Source organism: Actinomyces sp. HMSC065F11, from assembly GCF_001813085.1.
Classification (GTDB): domain Bacteria; phylum Actinomycetota; class Actinomycetes; order Actinomycetales; family Actinomycetaceae; genus Gleimia; species Gleimia europaea.
Map to the genome: position 1 here is coordinate 22,543 of NZ_KV811458.1, position 20,946 is coordinate 43,488.

Annotated in this window: 16 protein-coding genes and 1 tRNA gene; 9 read left to right on the top strand and 8 right to left on the bottom strand. The window is 57.6% G+C overall.

Annotated features, from left to right (window positions below; translation table 11 throughout):
- Nucleotides 1-201: 201 nt before the first annotated feature.
- Nucleotides 202-2,424, bottom strand: a complete 2,223-nt coding sequence (locus tag HMPREF2891_RS00110; RefSeq protein WP_070663434.1) for an NADP-dependent isocitrate dehydrogenase — start codon at nucleotides 2,422-2,424, stop codon at nucleotides 202-204.
- A gap of 152 nt (nucleotides 2,425-2,576) precedes the next feature.
- On the opposite strand from HMPREF2891_RS00110, the gene HMPREF2891_RS00115 reads away from it, so the two are divergent.
- Together HMPREF2891_RS00115 and HMPREF2891_RS09490 are read left to right on the top strand one after the other, a co-directional pair.
- Nucleotides 2,577-7,103, top strand: coding sequence for a prevent-host-death family protein (locus tag HMPREF2891_RS00115; RefSeq protein ID WP_148131676.1), 4,527 nt, complete (start codon nucleotides 2,577-2,579; stop codon nucleotides 7,101-7,103).
- Complete coding sequence (locus HMPREF2891_RS09490) at nucleotides 7,093-7,356, top strand: hypothetical protein (RefSeq protein WP_148131677.1); 264 nt, start codon at nucleotides 7,093-7,095, stop codon at nucleotides 7,354-7,356. The genes HMPREF2891_RS00115 and HMPREF2891_RS09490 overlap by 11 nt, the downstream gene beginning before the upstream one ends.
- A 716-nt stretch (nucleotides 7,357-8,072) precedes the next feature.
- Here the strand turns inward: HMPREF2891_RS09490 and mscL are convergent.
- The 3 genes from mscL to HMPREF2891_RS00130 all read right to left on the bottom strand — a co-directional run bounded on the left by mscL (nucleotide 8,073) and on the right by HMPREF2891_RS00130 (nucleotide 10,183).
- A complete protein-coding gene (mscL, locus tag HMPREF2891_RS00120; RefSeq protein WP_070663436.1) occupies nucleotides 8,073-8,480 on the bottom strand; it encodes a large conductance mechanosensitive channel protein MscL in 408 nt (135 codons plus the stop codon).
- Nucleotides 8,481-8,649: 169 nt separating this feature from the next.
- On the bottom strand, nucleotides 8,650-9,270 hold the full coding sequence (locus HMPREF2891_RS00125) for an SAF domain-containing protein (RefSeq protein WP_186822263.1): 621 nt from the start codon (nucleotides 9,268-9,270) through the stop codon (nucleotides 8,650-8,652).
- Nucleotides 9,271-9,412: 142 nt separating this feature from the next.
- Nucleotides 9,413-10,183 (bottom strand): 5-formyltetrahydrofolate cyclo-ligase, encoded by a 771-nt coding sequence (locus tag HMPREF2891_RS00130; RefSeq protein ID WP_070663438.1) that lies wholly within the window; start codon nucleotides 10,181-10,183, stop codon nucleotides 9,413-9,415.
- 422 nt (nucleotides 10,184-10,605) lie between these two features.
- Here HMPREF2891_RS00130 and HMPREF2891_RS00140 point away from each other — a divergent pair, with 422 nt between their 5' ends.
- The 6 genes from HMPREF2891_RS00140 to HMPREF2891_RS00165 all read left to right on the top strand — a co-directional run bounded on the left by HMPREF2891_RS00140 (nucleotide 10,606) and on the right by HMPREF2891_RS00165 (nucleotide 16,056).
- Nucleotides 10,606-11,547 carry a UTP--glucose-1-phosphate uridylyltransferase gene (locus HMPREF2891_RS00140; protein ID WP_070663440.1) on the top strand — a complete coding sequence of 314 codons (942 nt, stop codon included), beginning with the start codon at nucleotides 10,606-10,608 and terminating at the stop codon, nucleotides 11,545-11,547.
- 66 nt (nucleotides 11,548-11,613) lie between these two features.
- A complete protein-coding gene (gene glp, locus HMPREF2891_RS00145) occupies nucleotides 11,614-12,825 on the top strand; it encodes a molybdopterin molybdotransferase MoeA (RefSeq protein ID WP_070620710.1) in 1,212 nt (403 codons plus the stop codon).
- A 3-nt stretch (nucleotides 12,826-12,828) separates the two neighbouring features.
- Nucleotides 12,829-13,608 carry a GNAT family N-acetyltransferase gene (locus HMPREF2891_RS00150; protein ID WP_070663441.1) on the top strand — a complete coding sequence of 260 codons (780 nt, stop codon included), beginning with the start codon at nucleotides 12,829-12,831 and terminating at the stop codon, nucleotides 13,606-13,608.
- 189 nt (nucleotides 13,609-13,797) lie between these two features.
- Nucleotides 13,798-14,835, top strand: a complete 1,038-nt coding sequence (locus HMPREF2891_RS00155) for a hypothetical protein (RefSeq protein ID WP_070663442.1) — start codon at nucleotides 13,798-13,800, stop codon at nucleotides 14,833-14,835.
- A gap of 105 nt (nucleotides 14,836-14,940) precedes the next feature.
- Nucleotides 14,941-15,013, top strand: a tRNA-Ala gene (locus tag HMPREF2891_RS00160).
- 275 nt (nucleotides 15,014-15,288) lie between these two features.
- On the top strand, nucleotides 15,289-16,056 hold the full coding sequence (locus HMPREF2891_RS00165; protein WP_070663447.1) for a CDP-alcohol phosphatidyltransferase family protein: 768 nt from the start codon (nucleotides 15,289-15,291) through the stop codon (nucleotides 16,054-16,056).
- An 86-nt stretch (nucleotides 16,057-16,142) separates the two neighbouring features.
- Here the strand turns inward: HMPREF2891_RS00165 and HMPREF2891_RS00170 are convergent, their stop codons facing one another.
- The 4 genes from HMPREF2891_RS00170 to HMPREF2891_RS00185 form a co-directional block, all read right to left on the bottom strand.
- Nucleotides 16,143-17,171: a hypothetical protein gene (locus HMPREF2891_RS00170; RefSeq protein WP_070620702.1), complete on the bottom strand. Its 1,029-nt coding sequence runs from the start codon at nucleotides 17,169-17,171 to the stop codon at nucleotides 16,143-16,145.
- Between the two features lie 66 nt (nucleotides 17,172-17,237).
- Nucleotides 17,238-18,077, bottom strand: coding sequence for a class II fructose-bisphosphate aldolase (locus HMPREF2891_RS00175; protein ID WP_070620699.1), 840 nt, complete (start codon nucleotides 18,075-18,077; stop codon nucleotides 17,238-17,240).
- Nucleotides 18,077-19,039, bottom strand: coding sequence for a 1-phosphofructokinase family hexose kinase (locus tag HMPREF2891_RS00180; RefSeq protein ID WP_186822264.1), 963 nt, complete (start codon nucleotides 19,037-19,039; stop codon nucleotides 18,077-18,079). Before HMPREF2891_RS00180 ends, HMPREF2891_RS00175 begins: the two co-directional genes overlap by 1 nt.
- Nucleotides 19,040-19,056: 17 nt before the next feature.
- A complete protein-coding gene (locus HMPREF2891_RS00185; RefSeq protein ID WP_070620696.1) occupies nucleotides 19,057-19,944 on the bottom strand; it encodes an SIS domain-containing protein in 888 nt (295 codons plus the stop codon).
- A gap of 203 nt (nucleotides 19,945-20,147) precedes the next feature.
- Here HMPREF2891_RS00185 and HMPREF2891_RS00190 point away from each other — a divergent pair, with 203 nt between their 5' ends.
- Nucleotides 20,148-20,939 (top strand): DeoR/GlpR family DNA-binding transcription regulator, encoded by a 792-nt coding sequence (locus HMPREF2891_RS00190; RefSeq protein WP_070620844.1) that lies wholly within the window; start codon nucleotides 20,148-20,150, stop codon nucleotides 20,937-20,939.
- Nucleotides 20,940-20,946 lie beyond the last annotated feature (7 nt).

Consider the following 20,946-nt stretch of genomic DNA (forward strand, 5'->3'; position numbering starts at 1 on the left):
AACATTAGGTCAACTCAGGGCTTATGTGCAGTTGAACTGAAGGCTGTGATGGGAAAGTCAATCCCGAAGGGTGCGTGCAGGCCGTGAAGCGCAAGTGCGCATATGACGAAGGGGTGGGGAACCATGTTTAGGGTTCCCCACCCCCCTTAGTCGGTTAACTACAGCCTCGTGGCAATGGTACGAGTGCGAGACTGAAGCCGGCTACTTGCGTAGCTGATCAATAATCTGATTCAGCGTCTGCGACGGACGCATTACGGCGGAGGTCTTTTCCGTGTTCGGACGGTAGTAGCCTCCAATATCCGCAGGGTGTCCCTGCGCGGCGATAAGCTCGTCGTTAATCTTGTCCGCATTCTCACGCAGCGCAATCGCAACCGGCGCGAAAGTACGGGCTAGGTCCACGTCCTCAGTCTGGTTGGCCAGAGCCTCCGCCCAATACACCGCCAGCCACATGTGTGAACCGCGATTATCAATCTGACCGAGCTTGCGGGCCGGAGACTTGCCCTCACTAAGTACCAGCTCCGTTGCCTCATCTAGCGCAGAAGCGAGGATCTGCGCTCGCGGGTTGTCATCAAACCGCGACAGGTGGCGTAGCGACTCGGCCAAGGCAAGGAACTCGCCCAGCGAATCCCAACGCAGGTAGTTCTCCTTGAGCAACTGCTGCACGTGCTTGGGAGCAGAACCTCCCGCACCCGTTTCGAACAGGCCGCCACCATTCATAAGCGGTACCACCGAAAGCATCTTCGCGGACGTGCCGAGCTCAAGGATGGGGAACAGGTCCGTGTTGTAATCGCGAAGCACGTTGCCCGTCACGCCAATCGTGTCCAAACCATCGCGCATGCGCGCAACCGATAGCTTCGCTGCCTCAACCGGGTCGAGGATCGAAATCGATAGGCCTTCGGTGTCGTGCTCCGGCAGGTATTTCTCAACCTTCTCAATGAGAGCAGCGTCGTGTGCGCGCTCAGGATCCAGCCAGAACACAGCCGGGGTGGAGGAGAGGCGAGCGCGAGTTACCGCAAGCTTCACCCAATCACGGATCGGTTCGTCCTTTGTCTGGCACGCGCGCCAAATATCGCCGGCCTGCACCTCGTGCGACATCAGTACCTCGCCCGCTGCGTTCACAACCTCTACAGTGCCATCGGTGGGAATCTCGAAGGTCTTGTCGTGCGAGCCGTACTCTTCAGCCTTTTGCGCCATTAGGCCCACGTTCGGAACCGTTCCCATCGTGCGGGGGTCTAGCGCTCCGTTGGCCTGACAATCCTCGATCACCGCCTGGTAGACGCCCGCGTAAGACGAATCGGGGATCACGGCAATCGTGTCGTCCTCCTCGCCGCTTGGGCCCCACAGCTTTCCGCCATTGCGGATCATCGCGGGCATTGACGCATCAATAATCACATCGGAGGGCACGTGCAGATTAGTGATTCCTCGATCAGAATCAACCATTGACAGGCGAGGGCCAGCTGTAATCGCGTCCGCAAACGCCTTGCGGATCTCGGCGGCGTCCTCCACCTTGCCCTCGTCAAGCGCAGTGAAAATCGTTCCGAGGCCATCATTGGGAGACAAGCCAGCTGCCCGCAACTGCGCGCCAAACTTATCGAACACATCTTTGAAGAAAACGCGAACCACGTGGCCGAAGATGATCGGATCAGACACCTTCATCATCGTTGCCTTCAGATGCACCGAGAAGAGGACATCCTTCTCCTTGGCGCGCGCAATCTCTTTTGCGATGAACTCCTCAAGCGCTGCAACCGACATGAAAGTGCCGTCAACAACCTCGCCCTCTAGAACCGGTAGGGAATCCTTCAGCACAGTGGTTTGTCCATCGCGGCTACGCAAACGAATCTGAAGAGTATCAGCCTTGTCCAGCACAATCGACTTCTCGTTGGATTTGAAGTCATTCGCGCCCATCGTGGCGACCTCGGTGGCCGAGCTGGTGCTCCACTCGCTCATGCGGTGTGGATTTTTGCGCGCGTAATTCTTCACTGCGATAGGAGCACGACGATCCGAGTTGCCCTCACGCAACACCGGATTCACCGCTGAACCCTTCACGGAATCGTAACGAGCTTTCACATCCTGCTCATCGCTGTTCGCGGGAGAATCCGGATAATCCGGGAGGGCAAAACCAAGCTCTTGAAGCTCCTTCACCGCCGCCTTCAACTGGGGGATGGACGCCGAAATGTTAGGAAGCTTGATGATGTTAGCTTCTGGCTTCTTCGCCAAAGCGCCGAGCTCTGCAAGTGCGTCTTCAACCTGTTGCTCCGGTGGCAAACGATCCGAAAATGCGGCGAGGATGCGGCCCGCAAGAGAAATATCGCGAGTCTCAACATCGACTCCAGCAGCCCGCGCAAACGTCTCAATAATAGGAAGAAGCGAGTGTGTTGCAAGCATGGGGGCTTCATCAGTGTGAGTGTAAATGATGGTAGCCATCAGGGTTTCCTCTCCATTGGGTTCATCACGAGAATAACGAACAAAACCACGGTATTTTGCGCATTCAAAATAAGTATCTCACTCTTAAGTCTCTCGATGTCAAGGAATATTGGTGGTGGTAGTCACGTTACAGAAAATCGAGAAGCGCAGAAATGAAACGGTGCCGCCGCGCCTACATCTTCATGTCCGTCCTCTTCGATAGTGTTGACACCGTGGTATCTAGTTTTTTCTCTCGCCCAAAATCGCAAGACCCGGACCGGTCCAAGAAGACCCGGTCCGACGAAACGACCCCAAATGGGAAGTCGAACAACGGACTCCAAAATAGGGAAGACCGTGCGCATGACGCAGCCAACGGAGCTGACACGCGCTGGGTGGACGTCGAAGAGGTAACACCCAGCGCCCGTGAAGTAGACATGCGGCATGCGGTTGCTAAATGGGCGTGCGAGCTAGACGAAGTCACCCGGGAGTTCCTGCAGAACCCGAAGAGGTCAACACTCGACCTCACCTATGCGCACCCCGGTGGCATGGCGCAACTCTTCGCACTTCGTACAACGCCACTATCGCTACTCATACGCGAACCCAGCGAGGCCGAACGGGCCCGGGCAGTCGTGCGCTCCCTCATGAATCAATCTCGCGACGTTGCCGCCGCGCACGGCATGGCTCCCATCCACATGGCCTTCGGACATGCCGCCTGGCAGTCCGAAACCGGCCCTCGCACCAGCCCCATGCTACTGTGTCCCGCCGAACTTAAACTCGATGACGCGGGCGAACCTACCGTGCGCATATCCAACATGCTTACCGTCGCTCCGGGCCTCATCGAAGCCGCTTCCGCCTGCGGCGTCGAACTAGACACCACCTCCATCGAGAACACGGCCCGGCAATCTCACGGCTTCACCGCCGCGCCCGCAATCACGCGGCTACGCAGCGCCCTATCCGGCCTCCTACCCGGATTCAAGTCCGATGAACGCATGGAACTATCACTATTCCTGCACCCCGCATCAGACCTGCAAGCTGAACTGCAAAACGCTGACGCGCTACTGCAATCCAACTTCGTGCTTGCGCTCGCAGGCAACAAACGGGCCGTTAGCGCGATTAAGAAGGAACTCGCTGAGCCCAACCCGTACGACCGCGATCCGTGGCAAGAACGCGGCATCGGAGACCAGTTGCCAGAAACGCTAGACCTGGTTGAAACGGTGGTTTCCGGTTCCAACGTCATGTTCGACACTCGCGGTGGGGCAAACCCCACGCCAGTACTCGCCTCGATCGCCGCGGATGCCGCCGCAAACGGGCGTAAAGTCCTCGTTGTCGGTGCGAACAAGCATAGTGGCGAAGCCTTTTGGCGCTACATGGACGAGTCCGGCCTATCGCACGCCGTGGCGCGAGTCGATAGCAGTAAGGACACGAAATCCAACCTCGTCATGGAACTCGAGCGCATCTTCCGCGACGAATCTCCCTTCGTGGACCGCGAATCCATTGAGCTCATGCGCACGCAATTGCGACGCGTACGCGAATCGCTAGCGGAGCACACCGAAGAACTGCACCGGCCCGTGGCCGAATGGGGCGTATCCGCATACGACGCGCTTCAAGTGCTCACTGACCTCACTTCCACGCGGCCCGGTCCGCGCACCAAAGTGCGTCTCTCCGCCGACACTCTCACCGCCCTCGCGCAAGACACCGACGACCAAGCTAAAGACGCCTTGCGAACAGCCTCTACCCAGGGCATGTTCACCAAGAGCGACGCCCATGACGCGTGGTTTGGTGCCGTCATCTCTTCGCCCGAGCAGGTAGGTCCCGTCCTCGAAATCGTTGCGCGACTCTCCACGGAATCGCTACCAAAACTACGCGTGGCCATGTCAACAACTGCCGGACAAACCGGGCTACATCCTGCGACAACATTCAAGGAATGGGAAGACCAGCTGGTCATGCTGGAGGGCGTACGCGAGGCTCTGGATGTATTCCAACCCGCCATCTTTGAGCGCCCCATTGCCGACATGGTGATCGCAACCGCCTCCAAACAATGGAGGCGCGACCACGGTTATCCAATGAAGCGCAGGCAGCGCAAGTACTTGGTTAAATCCGCGAAAGACATGCTGCGTCCCGGCCGTTATGTTGAGGACCTCAACGACGAATTACGCAAAGTGCAGCGCCAACGCGACGTGTGGCGCAAACACCAAGCCGTTGACGGGTGGCCAAAAGTTCCCACCAACCTCGACGAGCTCAAACAACAAGCCGGCGGCGTACGCGAAGACTTGAAACTCCTTGACACGCACCTCGCCACCGCGCACGGGCCCCTGCAACGCATCGACATTGGTGAGCTCTCCCTGTTGATCGACCGCCTCCACGCCGACCCGAACGGGGCGCGCGAGCTACCGGAACGTCTCGAAATCATGAAGACGCTCCACAAGTTTGGCCTCGATGCCCTCGTCAAAGATCTGCGCGAGCGCAATGTGCCAGACTCCTTGATCGACAAAGAGCTAGACCTCGCATGGTGGGCGTCCGCGCTGGGCGTCATGCTAACCCGTGTGCCAAGCCTGGGCGGCTTCGATCCCGCCAACCTGCAAGGCCTGATCGGCGAGTTGCAGCAGCTTGACCGCCAGCAAGTGCAGTCGCTTGCCGCAGTTGCCTCCGACAAAATCCGCCGCAGGCGCGTAGACCAGATGGCCCGCTACTTTGAAGAAGAAGCGCAGCTACGCACCGCCCTCGGCAATGGAACGCTTGCGCCCGACGCGGCGGCATCACTTTATGCATCGTCGCCGCTCGTGCGCGCAATGTTCCCGATTCTTCTGACCGTGCCCGTGATGGTTCCACAGCTGCTACCACTGGGGCAAACGGTTGACCTCCTGGTCCTTGAGGACGTGAACCATCTGCCCCTGGCGGAGCTGGTGCCCCTGCTTGCGCGCGCACGCCAGGTTGTAATCAGTGCGGACTTGACGGACCCGACGCCAACCGTGGATGCGCTCCAACAAGTGACCGTAACCGCGCAGATTCATCCTGAACCCGTGCGCGTTAACGAGTATGTAGGGCGTCTATTCAACCGCTACCGCGTTGCACACACGGGCGTGCCCGTGCCGGTTCCGAGGGCGGGGTCGAAGCTCACTATCTCCTATGTTGACGGCCGGGGCATGCCCGCGCCCGACAAAGCTGCCGTTGAGTCCTCCGCTGCCGAAGTTGAGACTGTCACGGAAATGATCATCGAGCACGCACTGCTGTACCCCGAGAAATCGCTCGCTGTGCTCACCCTCAACGATGTGCACGCTGAGCGGTTGCGCGCGAACTTGGATGCGATGGTTGCCACCTCGCCAGCCCTTGAATCTTTCTTTGAGCAAGAACGACCGGATCCATTCGTGATTGTCACACCGAACTCGAACACGGATGTCATGCGCGATCGTGCGATCTTGTCGATTGGGTACGCGAAAACGCCGCACGGTCGAGTGCTACACGACTTTGGAGAGATCTCGCAGGCCGGCGGCTTGGAGCTTCTGGCCCGTGTGCTAGGTTGTGCCGGCGACGAACTGAATATCGTCGCGGCTGTGCATCCCGCGCTGTTTGATAAAGACAGGTTCTCGAACGACGGGCCCAAACTGCTACTGGACCTCATGAGCAGTGCCGAAGTAGCCAGCGGTATTTCCTCCGAGGATCGCGATGCTACCGCTCAATCAAGCGGCGCGACCGCAGACTACCAGGCGGCCTCCCAGGCGGGAGAGCCTGTCGACACCGGGGCGGCGAACCGTGAGCCTGCTACGACAGACGATACTGCCGACCCCTCCGATGAGGAAGTAACGGCCTCGTCGTCTTCTACGATTCAGACCCAAAACGGCACGCAGTGGCCAACGTTTGAAGCGAAACCGGATCAGCTTTTGATCGACCTCGCGGATCGGTTGTACTCGATTGGTTTGACGGTCATCCCTAACCTTGGGGTTGAAGGGGCGCTCCGCGTTCCACTGGCCATCGGGCACCCGGAGTTTCCAGACGAGTTACTGGTTGCGATCTTGACCGATGACGACACGTACGTTGCGGAGCGATCCTTGCGCCGCCGTGACCGTTACTGGCCAGAACTACTGGAAGCAAACGGGTGGAAGACGCGAACAGAGCTCGCAATGGCTGTCTTCATTGACCCGCAGAAGGAAGCCGATGCGATCATTGACCTAGTCCTTGACGCCGTGGATGAGCGCATGGCTGCGAGGGCCCAAGCTGAGGCTGAAGCAATGGCTGTATCTGCGATTGACGAAGTTCCTGCACAGCCTGCTAATACTGATGGGGATATTGATCTGGGTGAGAACGGCCCCGACCTCACGAATGACACCGGCGAGTCTGCCGATTCAGACGAGGGTCCTGCCGACTCAAATGAAGAGATGCTTGGCACGGAAACGGCGGCTCAGAAACTTGTGAGGTTGCAGGCTGATCGGGATATTCACGGTAGCGCAGAAGAGACCGTTTGGAGGCCAAGCGGCGCCGAGCGGGGACGTCGGCCGGAGGTCGCGGTAGGCTTGCCGCTCGCGGCTTATTCGGATGACCAGCTGGATGAGATCGCGATGTGGATTGTGTCGGATGGTGTGGAGCGCAGTGAAGATCAGATCGTGAACGAGATCCAAAGTGCGCTTGGCCTGACCCGTCGCGGCGCTCAAGTTGATGCCGTGTTGCGAAATGTTGCACGCAGGATCGCTCGCGATGACAACTGAATCCGCGAACGCAACGGGGGAAGGACTGCCAGCCTCACCGGCTGTGAGTGCTCGCCCCGCGCATGTGCACAGGCGGCGCCGGGCTGAGCGGATTTCACGAGCTGACCAGCAGATTATTGAGGACGGCGGAAGCCCATCGTGGGAGCAGACTCGCCCGCTTGAACCTCCGGCTTGGGATGGCAAACATGGTGAGCCAATGGCGGAGTCGGCTCGCGATCGTGAGTTTCGGGAGAACAAGCCTCCTCACTGGTAAGCCGCGTGCTGGACCTGAAGCCAGCCTGCTCGGATTGCTGTAGGTTGCGCTACTGACCACCGTCCCTCCATTTTGTGTGCGAGACCCAAAGTACCATCCAAATACGCGTGCGAGACCCAAACTGTCGCTCAGCAGCTTCCTCGCGTCGGAAACCGCATCATAATTGCCCGTGTCTGCTTCTCCCCCCCCGGTATTCAGACGGGAACTGCCGTTTCTGCGCCCGGTTTTTGCCAGTTTGAGTCGGAATGCCGTTGCAGGCTGCTTCCAGTGACGAGTATTCAGAGAAGAAGTGCTGTTTTTACTCCTGTTTTCGCCGGTTTGGCTCTGAATACTGGTTGGCCCAGCCGCCAAAACCGCATCCGTGAGTGAAACTGCCATTTTGGAGGCCGATTTTGCCAGTTTGGGTCTGAATACTGCGGGCGGGGGCGCTGCCATCCGCGATTGTGAGGGGAAGTACCGATTCGGGTAGGTGTTTTAGCCAGTTTGGGTCTGAATCGTTGCGCGGAGTGAGGCTGGGAAAGAGAGGCTGGCCGGAAAGGCGTGGCGGGCAGGCAGATGAGGCTGGTCGCATATGTGAAGGGCGAGCGGATGAGGGGCGGTTAGACAGATGGGGTGGAAGGATGAAGAAAAAAGAAAGTCGGCGAACCCTGGAGGGCTCGCCGACTTCGTCTTCCTCGGTCAGCTAACGTGCGTTGGCCGCCGGAAGACGGGCGTTTCTACTTGTTGGATGCTCGTAGCTCATCGCGGATTTCTTCGAGCAGGGTGAGCTGCGCGTCGGGTTTCGGCTCTTCAGCTACCTCGTCGGTAGCCTTCTGCTTGCGCTCGGCCCACTTGTTCATGGGCATAACAATGAAGAAGTACAGCGCAATGGCGACCAGCAGGAAGTTGATGATCGCGTTGAGAAGCATGCCGGGCTGGACCACGGCAGGGTCTCCACCGATGCCGATGGTGAACTGTCCGACGTTGTCGAAGCGCGGCTGGCCGAAAATGCCGCCGATAAGCGGATTGATGATGTTGTCCGTTAGCGCGGTGACGATCTGCGTGAATGCCGCACCGATAACCATGCCGACTGCGAGGTCAACGGCGCTGCCTCGTGAAATGAATTCCTTGAAGCCTTGAATCAAGACTGCTCCTTGTAGTTGTGGGCTTGCTACCTTGTAGGCGCATGCTACGTATCTGTTGCAACGGTGTGTACGCCGATGGCGAGAACCGTGCTGGTGAATCCTAATCGATAGGGATTAGCAGCCAACGTTAACGAGGTGTTGGCGGGCTTGTTTGAAGTCTGCGTTGAACCTAGTGTTGGCTGGTGTTCACCAGGGTGATTGTAGCGGAGTCCGTAACTCCAGCAACTACGGGAGTGTCTTTGCGCGTGATTGCTAAGACCAGAGTCGCGGTTTGCGCCGCGTTCCATTGGGTTTCTGCGGGTGTTGCGACTTTGGTTACAATTGCTCCTTGCGTCAGTAATTTCGCGGGGCAGCTGTGCGTCTCGTCTTCGCATGTAGCGGGTGAATAGATGTCTAAGGTGTCTCCTTGCGTGAATAGCGCTGCGACGTCGACGGATACCGGAAGAGCGACCGTATCCCTCCCTTCCATGCTCTGTTCGGTGGTTGCGACGTACGCGGTTCTTATTGGTGTTTCGGGTTCGATGGTGACGCTTGTTCGCAGGCCGACTACTAGGGCGGGATCGTTTGCGACGTCCGGAGCAGCCCCGGCCACGTTAGACCGCATCTGAATGTCCCCATCTGTAATGATTTCGCCTGCGGGTATGCGTTTTGTTGCCACAACCGCGTTGGTTCCAAGCGGTTGTATGACTGCGATGAGTGTTAGAAATACTGCGATGGCCGCCACTGTGATTACGATGACCGCCTGTTTCTCGCTGATCCAGTGCGCGACGGTTCGGAGTTTTTCTTTCACGGAATCGATGATTTCAAGATTGTCGAGGCGGATATAGGCCTGTAAGAAAAGATGTGGATGCACGATAACGTGGTGAGCCTGTGGATATCGGCCTTGCCTGGGCAACGTTTTGCGTCCGCTTCAAGAATGAGGCTGCAAGAGGCTAGAAGAGCGCCCAACCCGCCTCTGTTATGATGCCGTCCATGTGGATGTCGTGTGGTTCGGCGGGGAGCAGGCCTCGGCTCACGTAGCTGTTTTGCGGTACTGCAGCGAAAAAGAGGGCCGTGGGTTGCGCTTGTTTGATCGCGGCGAGGGCTCGGTCATACCACCCTCCGCCCTGTCCGAGCCTGACGCCATCCTCGTCTACGGCCATTGCGGGCACTAGCACGAGGCTAACGGGCGGATCGATCCGTGTCGCGCCTCCGGGTGGTGTTGGTTGGCCGCTAGCAATGAATCCGATGGGAAGCTCCGAAAGGGGAATACCTTTAGCGCTGGAGACAACGGGGAGCCAAACTTCTGTTTCGGATGTTTTGGAGGAAGTTGCGAACTTGCTGATGGAAAGTTCCCCGGGGAGTGCTTCATATGCTGCAATTCCACGCGGCAGGTCCTGCTTTTGTAGCACCGGATTGAGGGCATTCCAGATTTCGGTGGCAGCATGCGATCCGTCAAGCCGCTTATGCGTCGCCTTGCGTTGTTCTCTAAGGCTGGTTCGAAGAGCACGCTTGGCTACTTTGTGTTCTTTAGCGTGAACTGGCTCCAGGAGGGTTCGCAGGATTTTGACTTGCGAGGATTCCTTGCTTGCACGTATGGCCTCGTCAATGAATTTCTGGGTGGAAGCTGGGGTTGGCGAAGTGTGGCTGACTGCGCTTAGTGAGTGTAGCATCTCGCCGCGTGCAATCTGAGCGGCTCCGCTCTGGTTGCGGTAGGCTGGCACCCTCTTTCTTGTTTCAGACCCCATGTGCCCATTTTCGCACACGCACCTTGGGACGAGTGCCGGAAACTGGTGCGAGCAGGCCGCGCGCTCCCAACGCTCGCAGAGCGAATTCACGATTCAGACGGGAACTGCCGTTTTGGAGGCCCTTTCCTGCCGCTTTGGGTCTGAATGCTGTTTGAGCAGGCGTGACCAATCGGTATTCAGAGGGGAAGTGGCGTTTTGGGCGCCTTTTTCACCAGTTTGGGTCGGACTCGTTGATGAGGGGGCCAGCGCCACGGCACCTCGGGTCTGAATCGCGAGAGAAGGCAAAGGGAAAGACGAGGGGGCAAGGTGCCGAGGGGAGGAGCTTAAAGTGGTTCGCCGGTTTGCGCACCGCTTGTGGCATACCCGCGTTTGCGGGGTTCCTCGGTTAGGCTTGGACTATGAGCAGTTTGTTGAAGAATGCTTCGGTGCGTCATGGTGTGATCCCGGCGGCGGGGCGAGGCACGCGCTTCTTACCGATGACGAAGGCGATCCCGAAGGAGATGTTGCCGATTGTTGACCGTCCGGCGATTGAGCTGGTGGTTGAGGAGGCAACTCAGGCGGGTCTGGATGATTTGCTACTGATTTCGGCCGCGCAGAAGCAGATGATCGAGGATCATTTTGATGCTGTACCCGACCTCGAGGCGGCATTGCGCGAGGGTGAGAAGTGGGAGCTGCTTGCGTCAATCGAGCGCTACCAGGATTTCGCGAGGATTCATTCGGTGCGGCAGGGACATCCGCGCGGGCTTGGTCACGCGGTGTATCAGGCTCGCCACCATGTGGGTGACGCCCCGTTTGCGGTGCTGTTGCCGGATGATTTGATGCATCCGGAGGACCCGGTGCTGGAGAAGATGATCGCGGTGCGCGAGCAGATTGGCGGCTCCGTGGTGGCGCTGCTAGAGGTAACTCCGCAGCAGGCAACGGCTTATGGCTCGGCTGATGTGACTACCATTCCGCTCGCTTCAAATGGGCTGGATGGTATTGAGGGGCTGAATGACGGGGATGTCTTCCGTCTCAACAAGATTGTGGAGAAGCCTCCGATTGATGAGGTGTTGTCTGAGTACGCGTCGGTTGGACGTTACGTGCTTGACCCGAAGGTGTTTGAGATTTTGGAGACGCTCCCTCCGGGTCGTGGAGGCGAGATTCAGCTGACTGACTCGTTCCAGTCTCTGATTGAGACGCCTGAAGACCTGGGCGGCGGCGTGACGGGCGTTGTGATTCGCGGGCGTAGGTTTGATACGGGTGACAAGTTGGGTTACCTGCAGGCTGTGGTGGAGATGGGGATTGAAGATCCTCAGCTTGGCGGCGAGTTCCTGGCGCTACTTAAAGGACTTGACCTGTAGTGTTTAGCGACGTGCCTTGATGGTGCGCGTAGGCCACTGGTTTTGCCCGTTTGAAGGGGAGATGTGATGAGGTCGGTTGCGAATTTTTATCGCGATTGTCAGGATGCGGTTGGCCCGCAGCCTCCGTTGGATGTGATGTTGCCTGATTCGATGGGTTGCGTGCTTGCGGAGGACGTGATGGCGCCCTTCGACCTTCCGGTTGCGGATTTGGCGGCGCTTGATGGTTATGCGGTGAGGTCGGAGGATTTGGAGGGGGCCTCTGCGGATCATCCGGTGAAGCTCAACGTTACAGCGGAGCTTCGCGCTGGCGATGTTGAGCCGATGGCGAATATTGCGGGAGGGGCGGTCCGGATTGCTTCTGGCGCGCCGATTCCGACGGGCGCTGATGCGGTGGTTGCTCTGGAGCACACGGATCACGGGGTAGCTCAGGTGGAGGTGTCCCATAGCCCGATGCCCGGTGAGAACATTCGCCCTAAGGCGCAGGATGTTCGTGCGGGCGACGTGCTGATTAGCCGCGGTACGCGCGTGGGGTCGCGCCAGATCGCGCTGATCGCGGGTGTTGGTCGTAACCGTATTCAGGTGCACCCGCGCCCTCGTGTGGTGATCATTTCGATTGGTGATGAGCTGATCGAACCTGGTGAGCAGGCCCGCCCGGGCGCGGTGTTTGATGCGAATGGTCACGCTCTGGCTACCGCTTTGACAGATGCGGGTGCGCAGACTTTCCGCGTGGCTGCCGTTCCAGATGAGCGGGCAACACTGCGGCAAACTATTGAGGACCAGCTGGTGCGCGCGGATTTGATCATCACGACCGGAGGTATCTCTTATGGTTCGGGCGACACGGTTCGCGAGGTGTTGGGCTCGCTCGGCACGATCCGCTTTGACTCGGTGGCGGCTTTCCCGGGCCACATCCTGGGTGTCGGGCACGTTGAGTCGGGAACCCCGATTTTCTGTTTGCCGGGTGACCCGGTGTCGGCCCAGGTGTGTTACGAGGTTTACGTACGTCCCGCAGTGCGCGCAATGCAGGGCTGGAGTTCGCTCAACCGCCCAACCGTGCAGGCGCGAGTGGACCGCGGGTGGCGTTCGCCGATGGGCAGGCGCGAGTTTGTGCGTGTGAAACTGCTGGGTAAGCCGTCGTCGGGCTACACGGCCACAGTGATGGGCCCAACGGACGCGCTCCTCCTTTCCGCGTTTGCAGAGTCGAACGCGCTCGCGGTTGTGCCGGAGAATGTGACGGATGTGCGCGCGGGTGATGCTCTGCGTTGCATGGTGCTCGATTAGCTGATGAGTTTCTTCAGGCGATTCTTCTCCGCCCCTCGCGTGTGGGGGCTTAGCGAGTCGCAGGTTCGTATCGATATTGAGGATCCCGTTAGTCGGGGCCTCATTCATGCAACGCCACGTTTGAATGTGGACGAGGACGTATTTGCGCGCCCTGGGGAAAACGTGTTCGGACCGCGTCGTCCCAGGGGGGCATCGTCGACCGAAATCCGTAGGCTCACTATTCGCCCGGTTTTGGGGCAGGCTCACCGCGAGGTTGAGCGCGTTCGCTGGGCGGACCGAGAATGGCTGGAGCCGTGGGAGGCCACGCTCGCGCCGGGCGTTGATGAGCGTCTGCCTTCACTCGCGCAGTATCAGCATAAAACCGATGCTGAGGTAGAGGCGGGCATCACTCTTCCCATGATGATTGAGGCGGATGGGCGCGTGATCGGGGTGGTAACAGCGGCAAACACTGTGAGGGGCGCGCTGTATTCCACGACGGTTGGCTACTGGATTGTGTCCGAGTATGCAGGTCGAGGCATTGCGAGCTTGGCTGTGGCGGCGTTTATTGACCTGCTCATTTTGAAGCTGGGAATTCACCGCGTGGAGATCAACATTCGCCCCGAGAATGAGCCTTCTCTTGGTATCGCGCGAAAACTTGGGCTCACTCACGAAGGCTACAGGCCGCGGTACATGGCCATTGCTGGCCAGTGGGCAGACCATTTGGCTTTTTCAATTGACCGCGAGTCGCTACCAAACGGCGGCCTAGTGGAAGCAATCTGGGGCGTGAACCTGCTGGGGGAGTAGCGCCTATTCCCGCGGGGATCACCCAAATACAACCGGCCTTGCCAGTCATCCAAAGCGGCTACGCCGGGCGCCGGCCAGTAAAGCGTTCGCCCGGTCCTCCCTCGTGAAACTGTGGGGCGTCGAATGTCACGAAACAGACACGCCGAAGCTCTGCCCGAGATGGAATAACAATGATGTAATTATGGGTACGTGAGCTTTTCTGGGTGGATTATCGGTGCGTTGGCCGTGTTGGTGGCCGCGTATTGGACGCCTGCGCTCATAAAGAACCGCAATGAGGTTATCGAAACGCCTGTTGAAGATAGGTTTTCGACGGACCTCAAACTTGTTCCTTTGGCTAAGGAACAGCCTGGTCTTGTTGTTCGAGGCGAGGTGGGTAGGAACCAGCCGCGTATTTTGCCTCACGTGGCGGTTTGTGGACCCGAACGGAGGGTTCAGGCCGTGGAGGCAGAATCGATAGGGGGATTTTCAATGGCTGATTCGCAGCGTATTTCGGGTGAGTTTGTTTCTTCGACTTCCCGGCAGATGGCGAAGCTTCGCGCGTCCCGCGCAGCTCGTGTTGCGAAGGAGAACGCTGCGGGTAAGCGCCGTTTCGCCGTTTTCGCAGTGGCGTTGACACTGCTGGTAGCGTTCGTGGTTGCGGCTACTTTTTCGACGTTCTCCTGGTGGTTCCTATTGATTCCGGCGGCCGTTATTGGAGCAGTGCTAGCGGAGGGGCGTTTGGCATATCGCCGTTCCATCGAGAAGGCTCGCGCTGAAACCGAGCTTTTGAAACAGTTGCGTGAGGAACGCAGGCTCGAGCAATCTCGTTACAACCGCTTGCGCTCATCCGTTGAACAGCGTATTGCGGCTACCGCGCCAGCCAGCGAGAGCGTTGCCCCCTCAGCGTCTTCCGTCCAGGAATCGCTTGAGGAGGAGCAGGTAGTGGCCGCCGCTGAACCCGCCGAGTGGACTCCTCGCGAGCTTCCCGCCCCTGCTTACGCTCGCGCCGCTAAGGCCCCGCGTAGGCGCGTAGTGGTTGATCCGAGCGTCCTCGAAAATAATGGTGAGGGAGTCGCTTCTGCTGAAAGCTCGGAGGAGAATAGGTCCGAGACCCAAACTGTCAGCCCGCTGCGCCCAGTGGTTGCGAAGCCGCGTTCGCTTGACGCTATGACGTCCGAAGAGGCCGCTGAGATGGCTGAGACCGCGTTCGATTTGGAGGACATCCTCGAGTTCCGCCGCGCGCAGTAATGTCCGGTGAAGGCTACGCGTAATGGTGCGTTACAACGTGTGAGCCCCCCGACGCCGCTGAATTAACGGTTTTGGCGATGTGGTGCTAGGCTGGTTTTCGCACTTGGGGCTATGGCGCAGTTGGTAGCGCGTCTCGTTCGCAATGAGAAGGTCGGGGGTTCGAATCCCCCTAGCTCCACGATTGTTATGTCTCGGGACATCGTTCATACGGTGTCCCGAGATTTTTGTTCTTGTTGCGCTCCCACGCCGGAGAAGTATCCCGGCACACTCTGAGGAACCAGGGATGCTTAGTCATTGCCCAGGAAAAGCACAGAATGTGCGGAAACACGGGATTTCGGATAGCCGCAATAATGTGCGGGTAAGGTAGAATCATCGCCGAGGATTCCTCGAAAATCTCATTGACGAATGTGAAACAAACCCATGGATTTTGACCTCAAAACGAAGTACAAACGAATGCCTAAAAAGCTAAAAACAATCGCGACAGAAAACTTGGCGCCCTTGTCGCAGCGAGTTAGCGCGTGGATGGTACACCTGTTCACCATGTCAGGCGTGGCGCTTGCAGCCCTAGCTACATTGTCGCTCATTCATGAGGATATCGGCATGATGTGGCTGTGGCTTTTCATCGCGCTGGTGGTGGATGGTGTGGATGGCACTATGGCTCGCAAGTTCCGCGTGCGCGAAGTACTCCCGTGGTTTGATGGTGGCATTCTGGACATCATCATTGACTATTTGACGTGGACGTTCATCCCCGCGATTTTCATGTATCGTCACATCGAAATGGGCCAACCATACTTGGCGGCGGTACTCACGGTTTTGATTCTTGCCACTTCCACGCTGTGTTATGCAAATGAGAACTGGAAGTCGTCGGATTTCTATTTCTACGGTTTCCCTGCGGCGTGGAACATTGTGGCTCTTTGCTTGTATGTTTTGCAGACAAGCGAGGTTGTGAACATTATCGCGGTTGTGGCCTGCATTGTGCTTACAGTTGTCCCGAGCTATTGGACACACCCGTTCCGAGTTAAGAAGTTCATGGTTGTGAACCTGATCTCCATCGCGGTGTGGATTAGTGTTACGGGCGTCCTGGTGGCTATTTACCCGGCGCAGCCGGTGTGGATGTTGGTCTTGTTCTACGTGTCGGGAGGTTGGTTCCTGCTTACGGGAATCGCCCGCATGTTCACCGGGCCGGATCGCGCCAGCCGCAAGGCAAGCACTACCGCTTAGGGTAGACCTTCCATTCAGATTTCTAGTAAAGAGTGCGCGAGATTGTCCTCGCGCACTCTCTTATTTTCGAGGACATCTCCGAGCCCTCACACACCCTGGCCGCGTAGCCCGTCCGCAACGTAGCGGTCGCGCAGGTAGTTGCGCAGTTCGTAGAGGAAAGCGAAGGCGATCATGCCGATGACTATTGCGTTCACACTGGGAGGGTAGCCGCGCCCGTGCGTCCAGAAGTACACATAGGGAGAAATAAACGTAACTAGGGTGACCAGCAGACCGGTGTATCGAACCCACAATTTGTGAGCGGTAACAAATGCCAGCAAACCCCATGTATACGGAATTGCGGTGATCACATCCATACCCCACAGGATCCACAGGTTGCCGTGGAAATGCTTAACGAATGTTACGGGCAGGGCACGAAGAGAAGAGTAGATGAACACTACCGCGTAGGCCCAGAACTTTGGGCTGCGTAGCATTCGATAGGCCTTCGAGGACGGAATTATTTTCGCTCCCGAGGCCTTGAGAGCCCGGTAATTCTTGGAGCTGATCGTAACGCTCTCAACCCAGTCAAACGCTCGGTGAATAAAGTCGAGGCGCGCTCCTTTGCTATCACACCAGGTTTGACACCACGCAGATGGGTTAACAGCGATGGGGACAACTTTTTCGAGGGGACTTATGTCGAATCCAATGGAGTCGATCATCTGCGTTAGTTCCGTATTGCCAGCAAACGTGAAGCTGGGCCCAACCTGGTGCAGTAGCGGTTTAGGCTCTTTGCCACTCGTGTCCTCGCCAAGAAGTTGCTGCAATGCGGTGAGGCTACTTTCGGGCACAAGGTCAATAAGCACCTGTTGGCGGCCGACGATCATAGACCGAAGGGTCTCAGCCATTTCACGAAGCAAGGGGCGCGGCAGATTTTCGAGGACAATACTGATTGCATCGTTGGAACCAGATTGACGCGCGTGGTTGGCTACGGAAGAAAACAGGGTAGTGACGGTAATGTTTCGCGGCGCTAGATTGCCAAGGCGATCGATCTGGGAAGCTTCTTTGAACGCTGTAGGATCGATTGCTACCTCTTTCAACAGCGGGATGCTTAGTGCTGAGTGAGAGGTAATGATGTTCACGAATCTGCTTTCTATGTGGTTGGCGGGCCACTCCAGATCGAGTGACCCACCTCTTGCCCCACTATTTTACCTGCGAGCGTACAGGTTAAGCAGGCGCGCTACTTCGTTTCGCACATTCTCGCGGCCAGGGCCAACGTATTTGCGCGGGTCAACTAGTTTTTCGTTGGCGGCGAGCGCTTCGCGCACAACAGACGTGAATCCCACATTGAGGTGAGTGGACACGTTGATCTTGGTCATGCCTGCTTCTATCGCCGCAACCATACCTTCGTCGGATACGCCCGAGGATCCGTGCAGTACGAGGGGTACGGGCACGGCGTCGCGGATGCGGCTGATGAGGCCGGTGTCAAGCACCGCGGAGCGTTCCGTCATCGCGTGGGATGAGCCAACAGCAACCGCCAGGAGGTCAACTCCGGTGTCGGCTACGAATTTGGCTGCATCTTCGGGGTTGGTGCGAGCAGTGGGACTGTGCACACCGTCCTTGCCACCTACCTCGCCAAGTTCAGCCTCAACGGCGACGCCTGCAGCATGGCAGAACTCAACTACTGCTGCGGTGCTCTTGCGGTTTTCTAGGTCTTCGAGTTTCGACCCGTCGTACATTACAGAGTTGAAGCCGAGGTCCACGGCCTCGCGGCAAAGGTCCACGGACTCAGCATGATCTAGATGAACGGCTACTGGAACGCTTGCCTGTTCGGCGATTGCGAGCATGGCTTTCCCGATGGGGGCAATGTGCCCGCCATGGTATTTGATTGCGTTTTCGGACAGCTGAAGAATGACGGGTAGACCGCAACTTTCAGCAGCTTCAACTTCAGCGTGTGCGAACTCGAGTAGTACCACGTTGAAGGCGCCCAGACCGGTTTTTTCAACGGCAGCCTTGACTGCCATCTTGCGGATATCTACTAGTGGCATTAGAGGGTCTCCACTTCGATTTCGGTTTTCATTTGATTGTAGATGGTGAGGTCAACTTCACCGGCAACGGGCATCGCTACGGTGGCGCCCGATAGGGCAACGGCATAGGGCAGTCCGGCCTTCAAGTCGCTGGCCTGTAGCGGCACTGCAGGAGCTTCAATGTCGAGGGCGCCGGTGATGTATGCGCACCAGGCGGCGACGGACGCGTCGCCCGCTCCCGTTGGGTTGCCTTCGATGTGACGCGCAGGGGCCGCGTGGTAGGAGCCGTCGGGCCCGTGAATGCTCATGCCTTTCGCGCCTTCAGACGTGATGACGATGCCAACGCCTCGGCGTAAGAGTTCGTGCGCTCCTTCAATCACTGAGGTCTTGCCAGTGGTTTCTCTCAGTTCAAGGTCGTTGGGCTTGACGAGGTCGACGCCGGCCTCGCACGCGTTTTTCAGTACCCGTCCGGTGGCATCAACTAGTACTAGTGCGTTGCGAGAGTGCGCTGTTTCAACGATTTTGGTCATCCATTCTGGGTCGGATGAGCCGGGGAATGAGCCGCAACAGGCGAGGACGTCGCCGGGTTTCAGACCTTCTCGCAGGCGCTCAAGGAGCGCGTCCCAATCGTTATCGGTTGGGGTCTCACCCGCTTCGTTGAGCACGGTTGCGTCGGAGTTGTCGTCAACGACGGCAATGCTAATGCGCGTTTCAAACGTGGTCCTTTGGAACTGGGTACTGATGAGGTCAGCTCGGTCGACAGCCCGCAGGAGCGATTCAAACCGAGCTCCGTTTGCGCCGCCGAGGAAGCCGGTTGCAGTGGTTGGTATGCCGAGGCTGGCAAGGACGCGACTCACGTTCACGCCCTTACCGCCCGGACGTACTGTGGTGTTTGTGATCCGGTGCGGGACGCCAACGGTCAGCTCCGAAATCCGATAGGTAAAGTCGAGTGCCGGATTAGGGGTTAGCGTCCACACGCTCACGATGGCCTCCAGTTACCTTAGTTGTCCTCGTCGAGGATCACGGAACGAGTGAGGTGGCGCGGCGTGTCCGGATTTAGGCCCTTGGCTTCAGCCCTGGCAACAGCAACGCGCTGTGCGATGATGAGGTCGGCCATTGGGTCGAGTTCGCTTTCGTGCAGTTCAGCCCCGGTTGCAGCGATCTGTGCAGGCATGCCGTGTGGGGCCTTGCCAAATACCCAGACGAGGCGGCCGGGTTCTGCAATCGAGATCGGACCGTGACGGTATTCCATTGCGGGGTAGGCTTCGGTCCAAGATTGGCTTGCCTCACGTAATTTCAGTCCAGCTTCGTTTGCGAGTCCGATAGTCCAGCCGGTGCCGAGGAACGAAATCTGCGTAGCTTCGACCCAGGAGTTCGGGATTTCGAACTCGACTGCCGTTTTGGCGTCCGCGATCGCGCTTTCAACGTCGTCGCCGAGCGTGGCGCGGAAGAAAGCGAGCGCAGAGGTGGCAAAGCGGGTCTGCACAACGGATTCTTCATCGGCAAAATCTAGTACTACCTCGAAGTCTGCGTACGGGGTAGCCGGCCCCTCACCAACGGCGGTGATGAGTACTGCGGGGCGGCCCGCGTCTTGGAGGCGCTTCATGATGTCAATGATTTCCGAGGTGGTGCCCGAGCGTGATAAGCAGACAACGCGGTCGTAGTCACGCTCGATGGGGAACTCGGTTGCGGTAAAGGAATCCGACAGACCCTTGCCCATGGTTTCTCGCATTCGCGTGTATGCCTGAGCGATGAACCAAGAGGTTCCACAACCGACTACGGCTAGTTTCGCGCCATCTTGGATAAGTTCACCTATCTCGCGCGCAAGTGCAACCGCCTTTGCCCAGACTTCTGGTTGGCTGTTGATTTCGGCAATAGTTTTGCTCATTGAGATTTGCTCCTTCGTGACGATATCCGTATTTGTGACGGAAATTACGGTAAAACCGCACGTTTATGATTTAATCTGATTATAACCATACTATAACAATCATCTTCAATCGTTTCGTCAGCTTTTTGTTAGGTGTAACATTTGTTCAGACGATGCGGTTTTACAGCACAGTTGTGCTTGGCGAATTTGACGAGGAGGTTAACATGAGCCGTCAAGAACGTTTATCTGCGCTTGCGGATATGGTTCTAGAACGTGGGTCTATCACTGTAGAAGACGCAGTGGAAGAGCTAGGCGTTTCTCCGGCAACTGTTAGGCGCGACCTCTCGACACTCGCTGAACAGCAACTTATTTCTCGCACGAGGGGCGGGGCGGAGATTAATGCCTCTGCTGGAGAATTGCCCAAGCGCTACCGGGCGGTAACAATGCCTCAAGAGAAGGCGGATATTTCCGCTGAAGTTTTGAAGCATATCCGTCCAGGAGACGTCGTTGGGTTCAACGGTGGAACGACCACCACGCTCGCTGCTTACGAGCTGGGCGTGTTGGTTAGCGGTGATGACGAATTCGCCAATCGCGGAGTCGTTGTGGTCACTAATGCGATCAACATAGCTAATGATCTCGTTATTCGTCCGCGGATTCGCGTGGTTGCAACTGGCGGCACGGTTAGGCCGCGTTCTTACGAACTGATTGGTCCGCTCGCAGATGCGGTCCTGGAACAGATCAATATCGACACCCTTTTCTTGGGTATAGATGGTATGGATCTAACTGGCGTCTACGCCAATCACGAGGGCGAGGCAAAGGTAAATGCTGCTCTCGTGGCTGCCGCTAGTCGCGTAATAGTCGTGGCGGATTCAACAAAGGTGGGTGAACGCGCGTTCGCACGTATTGCTCCATTGTCGGCTGTCAGCATGTTGATTACGGATCAAGGCGCTGACGAAGCCGTGTTGAAGATGCTTCGTTTGGAAGGCATTGAAGTCATTCAAGTTGGAAATAAGTGACAATACG